The following is a 13,981-nucleotide window of genomic DNA, read 5'->3' on the forward strand; positions in this document are numbered from 1 at the left end:
CCCGTGCTACCGGCAGATCGCGGCGTCGACCGCCTCCTCGACGTGGACGTAGGCCTCCACGGTGGGAGGCGTGGCGGTGACGGCGATCATCACCCCTCGCCCGTCCTCGGTGACCGCACCGCGGGTCTCGGTCCCGCTGATGTCGCCGCCGTGGGTCCACCCGATCCCGCCGCAGCTGAGGGGGAAGGTCTGCAGGCCCAGCCCGTACTCCTCGCCGGTGGCGCGCAGGCTCTGGTCGGCCGGCACCGGGACGGTGGTCTGCATCTGCTCGAGCATCTCGGGCGAGAGCAGCTCGCCCTCGACCAGGGCGGTGAAGAACGCGAGCAGGTCGCCGGGGGTGGACACCAGGGCCCCGGCGGCCCAGGGAGCGGAGGGGTCCTGGTCGGTGACGTCGACCAGCGGGCCCTGCACCACCGTCCCGTCCGCGGCGCGGGGGAAGGCGTACCCGCGGGGGTGCTCGCCGCGGATGGTCTGCTCGCCCTCCCCGGGCCAGTAGGTGTCCTCCAGGTGCAGGGGCTCGATGATCCGGCGGGTGATCTCCTCCCCCACCGGGCGGCCGGTGACCGCCTGGACGATCAGGCCGGCGACGGCGTAGTTGGTGTTGCTGTACGCCCAGGAGGTGCCCGGGGCGAACAGGGCCGGCTGGCTCAGCCCCATGTCGAGCAGCGCGCGCGGCTCGAAGTAGGTGTGCAGGTCCTCGGTCGGGTCCGTGGGGTCGGTGTAGATGACGCGGGCGTAGTCGGGCAGGCCGCTGGTGTGCTGCAGCACCTGGCGCACCGTGATCCGGTGGCCGTCGATGCCCTCACCGCGCACCAGGCCCGGCAGGTGGGCCTCGACCGGGGCGTCGAGGTCGACCCTCCCCTCCTGCACCAGCTGCAGGAGCACGGTGGCGGTGAAGGTCTTGGTGTTGCTGGCGATGCGCACCCGACCGTCCACGGGGACCTTCCTGCCGGTCTCCAGGTCCCCGACCCCGGCGGTGTAGTGGCGCACCCTCCCGTTCTGGGTGCGCACCGCGGCCAGGGCACCGGGGAAGCCGTCTGCGCGCACCAGGGCGTCGAGCTCCTGCTGGACGACGCCTCCCCTCGCGCGGGGAGGGGCCTCGGCGCTGGCGGCCGCGGGGGCCAGCAGGCCCACCGCGAGGCTGCCGCACAGCGCCGCCGCGCCGGTGGTCAGGGCGCCCCTCCTGCGGCGCGAGGAGGGCGACGGGTAGCGGGGACGGGACGACTGCTCTGCGCGGACGGACACGGGGATCGCTCCTCGGACGACGGGACCTGCTGACCCGTCGATCGTGCTCACCGCGGGGTGCGCGCGACGATCCTGCTGGCTGGCCGGTGCGCGGTGGTGCTAGCGCTACTGCGCCCCGCCCCGCGCCGCCACGGCGAGCACCCCGTGCGTCGGGTGCTGGGTCCGCGCGCGACCCGCCCGGCGGGTCGCGCGCGGACCCAGCACCCGGAGGTCGTCAGCGCGGCACGTGGTCGAAGACGTCCGGGTTCGGGCCCGTGCGGCCCTCCTCGCCCTTGTCCAGCGCCGCGAGCGCGCGAACGTCGTCGTCGGAGAGCTCGACGTCGAAGATCGCGAAGTTCTCCTGCATGCGCGAGGGCGTCACCGACTTGGGGAAGACGATGTCGCCGCGCTGCACGTGCCAGCGCAGCACCACCTGGGCCGGGGTGCGCCCGACCCGCTCGGCGATGCGCGTGACGGCGGGGTCGTCGAGCACGGCGCCCTGCGCGATCGGCGACCACGCCTCGGTGGCGATGCCGTGCTCCCGGTCGTACGCCCGCACGGTCTCGTTGGTGAAGTACGGGTGCACCTCGATCTGGTTGACCGCGGGCACGACGTCGCACTCGGCGGCGAGCCGCTCGAGGTGGGCGACCTGGAAGTTGGACACGCCGACCGAGCGGGCCCGGCCGTCGGCGGCGAACTCCTCCAGCACCTTCCACGTGGAGACGTAGTCGCCGTCGTAGAGGGTCGGCAGCGGCCAGTGGATGAGGAAGAGGTCGATCTGGTCCACGCCGAGCGCCGCGAGCGTGCCGTCGAAGGCCCGCCGCGCGTCGTCCGGGCGGTGGAACCCGTTGTTGAGCTTGCTGGTGAGGTAGACGTCGTCGCGGGGCAGGCCGGAGGCCCGCACGGCCTCGCCGACCTCCTTCTCGTTGCCGTACATCTGCGCGGTGTCGATGTGCCGGTAGCCGATCTCCAGGGCGCGGGTGACGGCCTCGACCGTCTCGCTCGGGTCGACCTGGTAGGTCCCGAAACCGAGCTGCGGGATGGTCCTGCCGTTGTTGAGGGGGATGCTCGGGACTGCGGTCACCGTCGTCTGCTCCTCGGTGTGGCGTCACGGTCGGGGCGCGCGGTCGCGAGCGCGCCCCTGCGAGCCTGGCCGCTGCGCGCGCGGCGCGCGACCCGGGCTCAGGGCGCCGGCGGCCCGGACAGCTCCCGCGAGCGCGCCGCGGCGGCGAGGACGGCGTCGACGACCGCGGCGCGCAGCCCCCGCTCGTCGAGCACGCGCAGGGCCGCCGCGGTCGTGCCGGCCGGCGAGGTCACCCGCTCGCGCAGCAGCGCCGGGTGCTCGCCCGTCTCCTCCAGCAGGCGGGCGGCGCCGGCCAGGGTGGAGACGGCGAGCTGCAGCGCGAGCGCGCGCGGAAGCCCGGCGTGCACGCCGCCCTCGGCCAGGGCGTCGACGAAGGCGAAGGCGTAGGCGGGGCCGGAGCCGGAGACGCCCGTGGCGGCGTCCAGCTGCTCCTCGGGGAGGCGGATGACGCGGCCGGTGCCGGCGAGCAGCTGCTCGACGGCGGCCAGGTGCTCCTGGCCGGCGCTCGCGCCGGGCGCGACCAGCGTGGTGCCGGCGCCGACGAGGGCGGGGGTGTTCGGCATGGTCCGCACGACGGCGGTGCCGGGCGGCAGGGCCGCCTCGAGGCGCGCGGTCGGCGCGCCGGCGACGAGGGAGACGACGAGGGCCCCGGGCCGCACGCGGGGGGACGCCTCGGCCAGCAGCGCGTCGAGCTGCTGGGGCTTGACGCCGACCACGAGCACCGGCGCGGACGCCGCCTGCGCCACGGGCAGCACCGGCACGCCGTAGCGGTCGGCGAGCTCGCGGGCGCGCTGCTCGCGCCGCGCCGTGGCCGCCACCCGGGACGGCGGCGTGCCGGCGCGCAGGACGCCCGCGAGGACGGCCTCGCCCATGACGCCGGTGCCCAGCACCGCCACCTGCAGCCCCGGGGCGGCAGGAGCGGCCGTACCGTCGACGGGCTCGGGCGAGGGCTCGGGCGTGGGCTCGGGCACCGGCCGAGCGTAGGACGCGCCGGCGCCGCGCCGGAACAGGCGCGCGCACCGGCGCGTTGGCAGGTAGGTTGCTTTCACGAACCAAGAGGAGGTGAGTGCCGTGCCCGCGCGCGAGACGACCACCGCTGCGACCACCGCTGCGACCACCGCTGCGACCACCGCTGCGACCACCGCTGCGACCACCGACCCCGCCACGGCCGTCCCCGACGGCGAGACGAGCCACCGCGAGATCCTGGCGGCGCTCACCGGCCTGCTCGCCGCGCTGTTCACCGCCCTGCTCAGCACCACGATCGTCGCCAACGCCCTTCCGCAGATCATCGCGGACCTGCAGGGCACGCAGACCCAGTACGCGTGGGTGATCACCGCGGCCCTGCTGGCCAACGCGGCGTCCACGCCGCTGTGGGGCAAGCTCGCGGACCTGTACGACAAGAAGCTGCTGGTCCAGCTCTCCCTCGTCGTCTTCGTCGTCGGGTCCGCCGCGGCCGGCCTCTCCCAGGACGTGCCGTTCCTCATCGGCGCGCGCGTCGTCCAGGGCATCGGGATGGGGGGGCTGATGGCGCTGGTCGTGGCGATCATCGGCACGGTCATCCCGCCGCGCCAGCGCGGCCGGTACGCCGGCTACACGGGCGCCGTGATGGCCGTGGCGATGTCCGGCGGCCCGCTGCTCGGCGGCGTCATCGTCGACACGCCGTGGCTGGGGTGGCGGTGGACCTTCTACGTCTGCGTCCCCCTTGCCGTCGTCGCGCTGGGCGTGCTGCAGGCGCGCCTGCAGGTGACCACCGCGCGGCGCGAGGACGTCTCGATCGACTGGCTCGGCGCCCTGCTCCTGACCGCCGGCGTCAGCGCCCTGCTGCTGTGGGTCTCCTTCGCCGGGCAGGACGGCGGGTTCCCCTGGCTGTCGTGGCGCAGCGCCGCCCTCGCCGGCGGCGGCGTCGTGCTCCTGCTCGCCACCGCGGCCGTCGAGCGCGCGGCGAGGGAGCCGGTGATCCCGCCCGCGATCGTCACCGAGCGCACCACGGCCCTGGCCATCGTCGGCTCCGTCGCGGTCGGCGTCGCCCTGTTCGGCTCGAGCGTCTTCCTGGGCCAGTACTTCCAGACCGCCCGCGGGTACAGCCCCACCGCGGCGGGCCTGCTCTCCCTGCCGCAGGTGCTCGGCTCCCTCGTGGCCACCGTGGTCTCCGGGCGGCTGATCACCCGCTACGGGCGGTGGAAGCGGTTCCTCGTGCTCGGCTCGGTGCTGCTGGTCGCGGGCCTGGGCCTGCTCGGCTCCCTCGACCACCTGACCCCGATGTGGGTGGTGGGCCTGGAGATCGCCCTCGTCGGCCTGGGCACCGGCATGCTCATGCAGAACCTCGTCCTCGCCGTCCAGAACACCGTGCGCGCGCAGGACGTCGGGGCCGCCAGCGCGTCGATCGCGTTCTTCCGCACCTTCGGCGGCGCGGTCGGCGTCGCCGTCCTCGGCGCGGTGCTGGCGAACCGGGTGGCCGACCTGTCCTCGCAGGGCCTCGCGGACCTCGGCGTGGTGACGGGCTCCGGGGACGGCGCCACGCTGGACCTCTCCGCCCTGCCGGCGCCGGTGCAGGAGGTCGTGCGGACGGCGTACGGCGACGCGACTGGCACCGTGTTCGCCATCGCCGCCGCCGTCGCGCTCGTCACGCTGGCCTCGGTGCTCCTCATCCGCGAGGTGCCGCTGCGCACGACGATCGACGTCGAGCCGTCGGCGACCCCCGAGGACGGCGCGACCCCCGAGGACGGCGCGACCACCGGGCCGGGCGCCGGCCGGGGCGGGGAGCCCGCCCCGGCCGGGGCGGTCACTGCTTCTGGTGCCGCACCTTCGACGGCTCGATCAGGTAGGTGATGCGCTGCTCCCCCTCCTGGCGGAAGGGGTAGGCGTCGGCGTCGAGGTACTTCTTCGCCAGCCGGTCGATGTGGGCGTCGGCGCCCTCGGTGGTGCCCCGCGCCCGGCCCCTGACCTCGACGTACTCGTAGGGGTTGGACTCGTCGTAGACGACGAGCGTGGCGCGGGGGTCGCGCTCGAGGTTGTCCGGCCACCGCCGCCCCACCGCGCTGTTGACGGCGGGGCGGCCGTCCCGCAGGTCCACCCACACCACGGTGCTGTGGACCGCCCCGTCCTCCTCGAGCGTCGAGATGACCGCGTGGTTCCTCTGCTCGAACAGCCTGCGCACCCCTGCGTCGTCCATGCTCGCCACGTGCGGGCCCCCTCGTCAGCTCGTCCGGCGGTTGACGCGTCTACCGTACGGTCGCCGGACGCAGCGCGCCCGGGAGGCGGGAGGGCGGATGGCGGTGCTGCCCGGGCTCGTGCTCGTCGCGGTCGCGACGGCGCTCGCGCTCGCCGTCGCGGGCTCCGTGCCGGGCCTGGGCGCCCCGACCGCCGCGGTGCTGCTGGGGGCCGTGGTGGCGAACACCGGGCTGCACCGGCCGGTGCTGCGCGCGGGCACCCGCTTCGCCGCCTCCCGGCTGCTGCGCACCGCCGTGGTGCTGCTCGGGCTGCAGGTGGCGCTGCCCCAGCTGGCGGACCTGGGGGCGGCGGGCCTCGCCGTCGTGCTGGTCACGGTCGCGGTCACCTTCACGGGCACGCAGCTGCTCGGGCGGGCGCTCGGGGTGCCGCGCGGGCGGTCGGTGCTGGTGGCCGCGGGCTTCGCGATCTGCGGGGCGTCGGCCGTGGCGGCGGTGCGGCCGGTGACCGACGCCGACGACGAGGACGCCGCGGTGGCCGTGGCGCTCGTCGTCCTGTGCGGCAGCCTGGCGATCCTCCTGCTGCCCGCGCTGCGCGCGCCGCTCGGCCTGGACCCGGCGGCCTTCGGCGCCTGGGTGGGCGCCAGCGTGCACGACGTCGGGCAGGTGGTGGCCACCGCGAGCCGCGTGGACGGCGCCCTGGAGGCGGCCGTGGTGGTCAAGCTGGCGCGCGTGGTGCTGCTCGCGCCGCTGGTCGCGCTGGTCGCGCTCTCGGCCCGCCGCCGCGTCGCGGCGGCCACCGGCGCGGGCGGCGTCCGGCGCCCGCCCGTCGTCCCGCTGTTCGTGGCGGGCTTCCTCCTCGCGGTCGCGGTGGCCAGCACCGGTGCGCTGCCCGCCGCCCCGCTGGCCGCGGCCGAGCGGGTGCAGCAGGTGCTGCTGGTCGCGGCGCTCGTGGGGCTCGGCACGGGCGTGCGCTGGGCGGTGCTGCGCCGCACGGGCGGCCGGGCGCTGGCGCTCGGCCTGGGCTCGTGGGCGCTCGTGGCGGCCACCGCCTGCGCGGGTGTGCGCCTGACCGGAGGGTGAGGGCGATCGGGGGCCGGATGGTCCTTGACACCGCCGCGCCCGGTGCTGCTCACTGGCTGCGCCGGTCGCCCGTCGCGGTCGAGGCCTCCAGCCGCTCGACGCGAGCAGGACGGAGCACAGGACGGAGCAGGTCGATGGAGCCCACTTCCCAGTCCCCCGAGCAGCCCCCGGTGCTCGCCGTCGCCGACGACGCGGGCGTCCGCGGCGCGGACCTCGCGCCGGTGGGCCCGTGGAACGGCTTCGCCGAGGCGGCGGACGGCGTCCTCGCCCTGCTGCAGGCCCGCCTCGGCATGGAGCTGTGGGCGGTCACGCGCGTGCGCGAGGACCACCAGGAGGTGCTCGTCGCGCGCTCGACGGGCTTCCCCATCCCCGCCGGGGCGGTGCTGCCCTGGGCGGAGTCGTACTGCGCCCGCATGGTCGCCGGCGCGGGCCCGAGGGTCGCTCCGCGGGCCCGGCGCGAGCCGGCGTACGCGGCGGCGGAGTTCAACGCCCGCTTCAAGGTCGGGGCGTACGTGGGCGTGCCGCTCCTGGACGAGGACGGCCGGCTGTTCGGCACCCTGTGCGCGCTGTCCTCGCACGAGCAGCCCGCGACCCTGGCGGCGGAGCTGCCGCTGGTGGAGCTGCTGGCCCGCCAGCTGAGCACGCTGCTGTCCAAGGAGCGGCTGGCCGCCGAGCGGTCGGCCGCGGCCGCGGCGGCGTACGCCCTGGCCGAGCGCGACGGGCTCACCGGCCTGCTCAACCGCCGCGGCTGGGACCGCGCCGTGGAGGCGGAGGAGCAGCGCTGCGCGCGCCACGGCACCTCCTGCGCGGTCGCCGTCCTCGACCTGGACGACCTCAAGGCCGTCAACGACGCCCGCGGCCACGAGGCCGGCGACGAGCTGCTCCTGCTGACGGCGAAGCTGCTCGAGACCGCCAGCCGGCCCCCGGACCACGTGGCGCGCATCGGCGGGGACGAGTTCGCGCTCATCGCCACCGAGGCGGCGGCGGACGACACCGCCGCGTGGACGGCGCGCCTGCAGCGCACCCTGCACGCGGCGGGCGTGGCCGCCTCCATCGGCGCCGCCGCCCGCGAGGGCGCCGGGACGGTGCGCGCCGCCTGGCGGGTCGCCGACGACGCGATGTACGCCGACAAGCAGGCCCGCGCCGGCAGCCACCGCGGCTGACCGGGTCAGGACAGGGTCAGCTGGGCCCAGACCGCCTTGCCCTCGCCCTGCGGCGCCACCCCCCACGACTCAGCGAGGACGTCGACGATCGCCAGCCCCCGCCCGCCCAGCGCCTCCGGCCCGGCCTCCCGGCGCCGAGGGTGGCGCGTGGAGCCGTCGACCACGCAGATGCGCAGCCACCCGGCGTCCGGCTCGCGCACCAGCGACAGCTGGGCCGGGTCGCCCGTGTGGGTGACGGCGTTGGTGACCAGCTCGCTGGTGATCAGCTCGGCGTCGTCCCGCGTGCGCCCGTCGACGCCCCAGTCGGCGAGGGCCCGGCGCAGGAACCGGCGGGCGTCCCCGACCGCGCCCAGGTGCGGCGGCAGGGCGGTGACGAGCTCCTCGCGGCGCGCCCGCGGCCCGGCGTAGTCGAGCACGAGCAGGGCCGCGTCGTCCGCCAGCCGGTGCGGGATGCCCGCCATCATGCTGTCGGCGAGCTCGTCGCACGTGCCGTCCCGGTGGGCGAGGGCGGCCTCGCGGACGGCGGCGACGCCCTCCTCGAGGGGGTGCGCCGGTGACTCGACGACCCCGTCGGTGTAGAGCAGCAGCCGCGTGCGCTCGTCCAGCCGCAGGCGCCGCGTGGAGTACGCGGCGCCCTCGACGATGCCGAGCGGCGGCCCGGCCGGCACCTGCACCTCCGCCACGCGGCCGTCCGCGACCAGCGCCAGCGGCACCGGGTGGCCGGCGGTGGCCAGGTGCAGCTCCCCCGTCACCTGGTCCAGCTGCGCCAGGCAGCACGTGGCGAACAGCTCGGCGTCCATGGCCAGGAGCACGGCGCTGGTGCGCGCCAGCGCCGTCGCCGGGTCGTGGCCCTCGGTGACGTAGGCGCGCACGGCGGTGCGCAGCTGGCCCATGAGGGCGGCGGCGGTGGTGCTGTGGCCCTGCACGTCCCCGATGACGAAGGTGGCCAGCCCGTCCTCGGCCTCGATGACGTCGTACCAGTCGCCGCCGACCTCGGCGCCGGAGACCGCGGGCTGGTAGCGCACCGCGACCTGCACCCGCTCGAGGCGGGGCAGCCGGCGCGGCAGCAGGCTGCGCTGCAGCGTGCGCGAGAGGTCGGTCAGGGCCGTGACGGACGCCGCGAGCTCGTCGCGGGCGCGCCGCTCGGCGTCGAACAGGCGCGTGCGCTCGAGGGCCTGGGCGACCTGCCCGGCCACGGCGAGGAGGAGGTCGGAGACGTCGCCGCCGGCGCCGGCCGCGCCCGCGGCGCCGGCCCAGGTGGTGCTGAGGACGCCGAGGGGGCGGCGCAGGCGGTCCGTCAGCGGCACGGCGAGCACCGGGCCCTCCAGCACCGGGACCCCCGTCGCCGCGGCGCGGGTGGCGGGATCGCGCACGGCCGCCGGGGCCGCGGCGAAGGAGCGGGCCGCGGCCTCGACGAGCGCGGGGGTGCGCGCGCCGTCCGGCAGCGGGTCGAGCAGGAGCACGTGGGCGCGGGTGCACCCGAGGGCGCGCGTGAGCGCCGCCGGCACCCGCCGGGTGATCTGGGCGGTGGACACGGCCGTGGACAGCAGCGCCGTGATCCGCTGCAGCAGCTCCAGGCGGCGGGCGCTGGCCTCGGCCTCCTCGAGGGCGCGGTGGGCGGAGCCGAGCAGGCGGGCGTTCTCCGCGGCCGTGGCGGCGTGGGAGGCGACCGCGAGGGCCGCCACCTCCGAGCGCTCGTCGAAGCGGCCCGGCTCGCGGTGCCCGAACAGCAGCGCCCCGATGACCCTGCCCTCGGGGGTGACGACGGGGACGGCGAGGTAGCTGCGCACCGGCACGTGCCCGTCGGGGACGCCGCCGGAGGCGTTGCCGCCGTAGCGCGGGTCGGTCAGGACGTCGGCGACCCGCACGGCCCCCCGCCCGGAGAAGGTCTGCGCGAACAGGGCGGTGTGCCGCACCGGCACCTCGTCCGGGAAGGCGGTGGAGGGCTCCCCGGAGAGCATGAAGACGTCGAGGCGGTCGCCCAGCTCGTCCTCGCCGCTGTGGAAGAACGCGCCGTACTGGGCGCCGGTCAGGCGCACGCCGGCGTCGGTGACGCTGCGCAGCGCCTCGTGCAGGTCCTGGCGGCCCAGCCGCGCCGCCATGGCCGCCAGCTCCAGGAGCTCCGCGGCGCCCGCCCCGCCGCCCGCGTCGCTCCGCGCCCCACCGAGCTCGTCCACGCACCCTCCCTCACTGGCTGTGCGTCTTCATCATCGCAAAGTGATGCCATCGCGGTGGCCAGACGTGACAACGGCCCGCTGGCGACCGACCCCGAGAGGTCGGCCGCCAGCGGGCCGGTGCGCGAGCGCGCGGGAACGGGTCCTACGGGCTCGTGGTGACCAGGTGCGTGGCGTGGTCGTAGGCGAAGGTGATCGGGCCGCCGCCGTGCTGCAGCGCGATGTTCGCCCCGTTCCGCGCCCCGCCGGCGCCGTAGTTCTCCTCCCACGCCCCGTCGATCGCCACCTTGTACTCGTAGGAGCCCGCCGGCAGGTCCGTGGTCAGGGTCCACAGCCCCGAGGCGGGGTCGAGGGTCATCTGCGCCTGCGGGCACTGCGGGTCCCAGTCGGCGGCGCAGCCCATCTCGGTGCCGAGGCTCCCGGGCACCGAGACGGCGCCGGGCTGGACGGCGGGCTCGGGCGCCGCGGCGGGCTCGGGGCCGACGACGGCCGAGGTGCCGGCCGCGGCGAGGTCCCCGGAGTGGGTCTGCAGCACGGCCCGGTACTCCAGCACGCTGCCCTGCGGCAGGTCGCGCACGTCGTGGAAGACCCGGTAGGGGGCGTTGTCGTCCGTGCCGAGCACCGTCCAGTCCTCGGTGCCGGCGGGGCGGTAGGCGAAGGTGACCTCGTCGAACCCGCCGCCGGGCACGTCCACGCCGACCTCGGCGCGCCCGCCCGCGGTCCCGCCGCTGGTGAACACCGGCTGGGGGGCCGCCTCGGTCTTCGCCAGCGGGGCCGCCGCGCGCCAGACCACCGCGGACAGCGGCGGCACGGTCACGGTGACCTCGCCGGTCGCGGTCGAGCGCACCCGAGCCGTGCCCGCGGGCCACAGCCCCTTGAACACCCGGCGCTCGTTGAACGTGTCGAAGGTGACCGTCTGCGCCTGCTCCGCGTTGTTGACGGCGACGAGGTACTCGCGGTCGTCCGCGTCGTCGATGCGGCTGAAGGCGTACACGCCGGCGCCGTCGCTGGCGTACCGGTGCACCTGGGCGCCGTCGGCGAGGGTCGGGTGCGCCTCGCGCAGGGCCGACAGCTCCGCCAGCCACCGGTACATCGGGTGCTCGGGGTCGAAGTTCGACTGCGCGGTCGTGGCGTCGGTGCCGATCAGGTCGTCGTCGTTGTAGGTCGCGACCTGGGAGGGGAACACGTCCTGGCGCGCGTCCTGGTCGCCGCCGTCCCCGGTGAAGCCCTGCTCGTCGCCGTAGTAGACGACCGGCTGGCCGCGGGTGAGGTACATCAGGGCGTGCGCCAGCCGGTCGCGCTGCAGCAGCTCCTCGCCCTCGGCGCCGCCCTCGCGCAGGAACATGCCGATGCGGCCCATGTCGTGGTTGCCGAGGAAGGTCGGCAGCGAGTACGCGTTGGAGTCGGCGTCGGTGTAGTGGTCGTCGAGCGCGTAGAAGTCCTGCAGCTGCCGCGTGGCCGCGCCGTTGCCGAAGGCCTGCGCCCGCGCCTGGAAGCCGAAGTCCAGCGTCGCCTGCAGCTGCGCCTCGGTGGTGTACTGGGAGAGGAACTCCGGGTCGGCGTCGTAGACCTCGCCGAAGGCGAAGAAGTCCTCGTTGCCGGCGGCCTCCGCCTGCTCCTGGATCGCGGGCGCGAACTCCTGCCAGAACTCGGTGTTCACGTGCTTGACGGTGTCGATGCGGAAGCCGTCGATGCCGAAGTCGACCCAGGCCCGGTAGACGTCCGTCATCCCGTCGACGACCTGCGGGTGCTCGGTGAACAGGTCGTCCAGGCCGACGAAGTCGCCGTACTGGTCCGACTCCCCGCCGTTGAACAGCGCGTTCCCGCGGTTGTGGTACAGCGTCGGGTCGTTCAGCCAGGCCGGGACCTTCACCTGCGCCTCCGCGGGCGCCACGACCGGCGTGTACGGGAAGGAGACCAGCGGGTCCAGCGCGGGGAAGACCTCGGTGCCGGCGAAGTCGCGGTCGTCGAAGGGGTTCCCGTCCGCGTCGCGGTAGGGCTCGGCCTGCCTGGTGATGTAGTCCGAGCTGCCCTCCGCGTACGAGATCACGTCCGCGGTGTGGTTGGTGATGATGTCGAAGAAGACCTTGATGCCGCGGGCGTGGGCCTGGTCGACGAGCTGCTCGAGCTCCTCGTTCGTGCCCAGGTGCGGGTCGATCTGGGTGAAGTCGGTGATCCAGTAGCCGTGGTAGCCCGCGGAGGTGTTCGCGCCCTCGCCCTGCACCGGCTTGTTCTTGAAGGACGGCGTCAGCCAGATCGCCGTCGTCCCCAGGCCCTCGATGTAGTCGAGGCGGTCGATGATCCCCTTCAGGTCACCGCCGTGGTAGAAGCCCTTGTGGGTCGGGTCGTACCCGCTGGTCAGCCGGTCGTCCCCGTAGCCGCCGGTGTCGTTGGCGGGGTCCCCGTTCTCGAACCGGTCGGCCATGACGAAGTAGAAGCGCTCGCGCGTGAGGTCCTCGCGCAGCGAGTCCCCGGCGAGCGCCGCGTCGCCCGGCTGCAGGCCGGGCTGGCCCTGCGCGGGCGCGACGGAGACCGCGTGGGCGGCGTGGTCGTACGTGAAGCGCAGGCGGGCGGGGGCCTCGAGGACGAGCGGGGCGTTCTCCTGGCCGCGCCCGTAGCTCTCCTCCCACGAGCCGTCCAGGCGCACCTTGTACTCGTAGGCGCCGGCCGGCACGTCCTCGACCGTCTCGAAGACGCCCGGCGACCCGGCGAGCGCGGTCAGGTCGGTGGCGGTGCACGCCTCGTCCCAGTCGGCGGCGCAGCCGAGCTCGGACTGCAGGCTGCCCATCAGGGTCACCCGCGACGGGACGCCGGTGTGGTCGGCTGCGGCGGGGGCGGTCTGCACCAGCCCCAGGGCGACGGCGGTGGTGGCCAGGCCCGCGAGCGTGCGGCGGGCCGCCGGGCGGGCGGGGGGCGGCGCGGCTCTGCGCATGAAGTCTCCTCGACGGTGAGCGACTTGCGCTCACCGTAGGTAACCACACGGCTCAGCACAAGACCGCGACCCCGAGAGCGCGGTCTCGAGGTCGCGGTCTCGGCCCCAGGGGCTGGCTCGTCTGAGCCCGGCCGGTCAGGCCGGGCTCAGACGAGCCCATGGTCGTTCGGCTCGATGCTGGCGTCCGGGTCCGCGCCCTGGGCCGTCGCTCACGGTCCCTCCTCCTCGCGTCCGCGTCGTGCTCGCCTGGTCCAGGGCCCCGGTGCCCGGGCCGCCGCGCGCCGTGCGGGCGCGGGGTCGCTCGCGCCGGTTCCCCGGTCCGGTCGTGGCACGGTGGGCGGGTGCACCCCCGGGACGGCGAGGACGCGCCGGTGCCGGGCGCCGTCCGCGCCCTGGCCGGCGGGCAGCCGCTGCGGCTGGTGTGGCTGCACCACGCGGGGGGCCGCACCTGGCAGGTCGGCACCGGCCCGCGGCGCCGCTTCGCCAAGTGGGCGCCGGCCGGCGGTCCCGTGGACCTCGCCCGCGAGGCCGTGCGCCTGGCGTGGGCCGTGGCGTGGACCCCGGTGCCGCGGGTGCTCGGCTCCGGCGCCGACGCGCACGGGTCCTGGCTGCTGACCGCCGGCCTGCCCGGCCGCAGCGCCGCCGACCCGCGCTGGGCGGGCGACCCCGCCGTGGCCGTGCCCGCCGTCGGGGCGGCGCTGCGCGCCCTGCACGACGCGCTGCCGGTGCCCGGGTGCCCGTTCTCGTGGTCCGTGGCCGACCGGATGGCCGACGCGCGCCGGCGCTCCAGCCTCCGCCTCGTCGACCCCGCTCAGTGGCAGGCCGAGCACCGGTCGCTGACGGTGCCGGCGGCGCTCGCGCTCGCCGCGGACGTCCCGGACGTCGACCGCCTCGTCGTCTGCCACGGCGACGCGGCCGTGCCGAACACGCTCCTGGACGAGCACGGCCGGTGGACCGGGCACGTCGACCTCGGGCTGCTCGGGACGGCGGACCGCTGGGCCGACCTGGCGGTGGCCACGTGGAGCAGCCGGTGGACCCACGGGCCCGGGTGGGAGGAGCGCCTCCTCGAGGCGTACGGCGTCGAGCCCGACCCCGATCGCACCCGCTACTACCGGCTGCTGTGGGACCTGACCTCCGGCGCCTGAGCGCGCCGA

10 protein-coding genes are annotated in these 13,981 nt (G+C 76.1%); 4 read left to right on the top strand and 6 right to left on the bottom strand.

What is annotated here, in order from left to right; genetic code table 11:
* Positions 1 to 6: 6 nt before the first annotated feature.
* The 3 genes from BLS82_RS04090 to proC form a co-directional block, all read right to left on the bottom strand.
* The gene (locus BLS82_RS04090) at positions 7 to 1,245 is read right to left on the bottom strand and encodes a serine hydrolase domain-containing protein (RefSeq protein ID WP_092861762.1); all 1,239 of its coding nucleotides are present in this window, start codon (positions 1,243 to 1,245) and stop codon (positions 7 to 9) included.
* Positions 1,246 to 1,459: 214 nt separating this feature from the next.
* On the bottom strand, positions 1,460 to 2,308 hold the full coding sequence (locus BLS82_RS04095) for an aldo/keto reductase (RefSeq protein ID WP_092861764.1): 849 nt from the start codon (positions 2,306 to 2,308) through the stop codon (positions 1,460 to 1,462).
* Positions 2,309 to 2,406: 98 nt separating this feature from the next.
* On the bottom strand, positions 2,407 to 3,279 hold the full coding sequence (proC, locus tag BLS82_RS04100; RefSeq protein WP_255378088.1) for a pyrroline-5-carboxylate reductase: 873 nt from the start codon (positions 3,277 to 3,279) through the stop codon (positions 2,407 to 2,409).
* A gap of 229 nt (positions 3,280 to 3,508) precedes the next feature.
* Here proC and BLS82_RS16275 point away from each other — a divergent pair, with 229 nt between their 5' ends.
* Entirely contained in the window at positions 3,509 to 5,137 is a 1,629-nt protein-coding gene (locus BLS82_RS16275; RefSeq protein ID WP_369811041.1) for an MFS transporter, read from the top strand.
* On the opposite strand, the gene BLS82_RS04110 is transcribed toward BLS82_RS16275, so the two are convergent.
* The gene (locus BLS82_RS04110) at positions 5,091 to 5,480 is read right to left on the bottom strand and encodes a TIGR03618 family F420-dependent PPOX class oxidoreductase (RefSeq protein WP_218123517.1); all 390 of its coding nucleotides are present in this window, start codon (positions 5,478 to 5,480) and stop codon (positions 5,091 to 5,093) included. The two genes, BLS82_RS16275 and BLS82_RS04110, sit on opposite strands and share 47 nt — an antisense overlap.
* 97 nt (positions 5,481 to 5,577) lie before the next feature.
* On the opposite strand from BLS82_RS04110, the gene BLS82_RS04115 reads away from it, so the two are divergent.
* Both BLS82_RS04115 and BLS82_RS16280 read left to right on the top strand, forming a co-directional pair.
* Positions 5,578 to 6,558, top strand: coding sequence for a YeiH family protein (locus tag BLS82_RS04115; protein WP_092861770.1), 981 nt, complete (start codon positions 5,578 to 5,580; stop codon positions 6,556 to 6,558).
* A gap of 134 nt (positions 6,559 to 6,692) precedes the next feature.
* Positions 6,693 to 7,721: a sensor domain-containing diguanylate cyclase gene (locus BLS82_RS16280; RefSeq protein ID WP_176818915.1), complete on the top strand. Its 1,029-nt coding sequence runs from the start codon at positions 6,693 to 6,695 to the stop codon at positions 7,719 to 7,721.
* A gap of 5 nt (positions 7,722 to 7,726) precedes the next feature.
* On the opposite strand, the gene BLS82_RS04125 is transcribed toward BLS82_RS16280, so the two are convergent.
* Both BLS82_RS04125 and BLS82_RS16575 read right to left on the bottom strand, forming a co-directional pair.
* Positions 7,727 to 9,898 carry a SpoIIE family protein phosphatase gene (locus BLS82_RS04125; protein ID WP_092861774.1) on the bottom strand — a complete coding sequence of 724 codons (2,172 nt, stop codon included), beginning with the start codon at positions 9,896 to 9,898 and terminating at the stop codon, positions 7,727 to 7,729.
* A 142-nt stretch (positions 9,899 to 10,040) separates the two neighbouring features.
* Positions 10,041 to 12,827 (bottom strand): alpha-amylase family glycosyl hydrolase, encoded by a 2,787-nt coding sequence (locus tag BLS82_RS16575; RefSeq protein WP_092861776.1) that lies wholly within the window; start codon positions 12,825 to 12,827, stop codon positions 10,041 to 10,043.
* A gap of 341 nt (positions 12,828 to 13,168) precedes the next feature.
* Here BLS82_RS16575 and BLS82_RS04135 point away from each other — a divergent pair, with 341 nt between their 5' ends.
* Positions 13,169 to 13,972 (top strand): aminoglycoside 3'-phosphotransferase, encoded by an 804-nt coding sequence (locus BLS82_RS04135; RefSeq protein ID WP_218123518.1) that lies wholly within the window; start codon positions 13,169 to 13,171, stop codon positions 13,970 to 13,972.
* The last annotated feature ends 9 nt before the right edge of the window (positions 13,973 to 13,981 follow it).

The sequence above is a fragment of the Quadrisphaera sp. DSM 44207 genome (genome assembly GCF_900101335.1).
Lineage (GTDB): Bacteria > Actinomycetota > Actinomycetes > Actinomycetales > Quadrisphaeraceae > DSM-44207.

Coding starts and splice junctions, on each gene's coding strand:
- BLS82_RS16280 (WP_176818915.1), top strand. CDS start 6,693: ATGGAGCCCACTTCCCAGTCCCCCGAGCAGCCCCCGGTGCTCGCCGTC.
- BLS82_RS04115 (WP_092861770.1), top strand. CDS start 5,578: ATGGCGGTGCTGCCCGGGCTCGTGCTCGTCGCGGTCGCGACGGCGCTC.
- BLS82_RS16575 (WP_092861776.1), bottom strand. CDS start 12,827: ATGCGCAGAGCCGCGCCGCCCCCCGCCCGCCCGGCGGCCCGCCGCACG.
- BLS82_RS04110 (WP_218123517.1), bottom strand. CDS start 5,480: ATGGACGACGCAGGGGTGCGCAGGCTGTTCGAGCAGAGGAACCACGCG.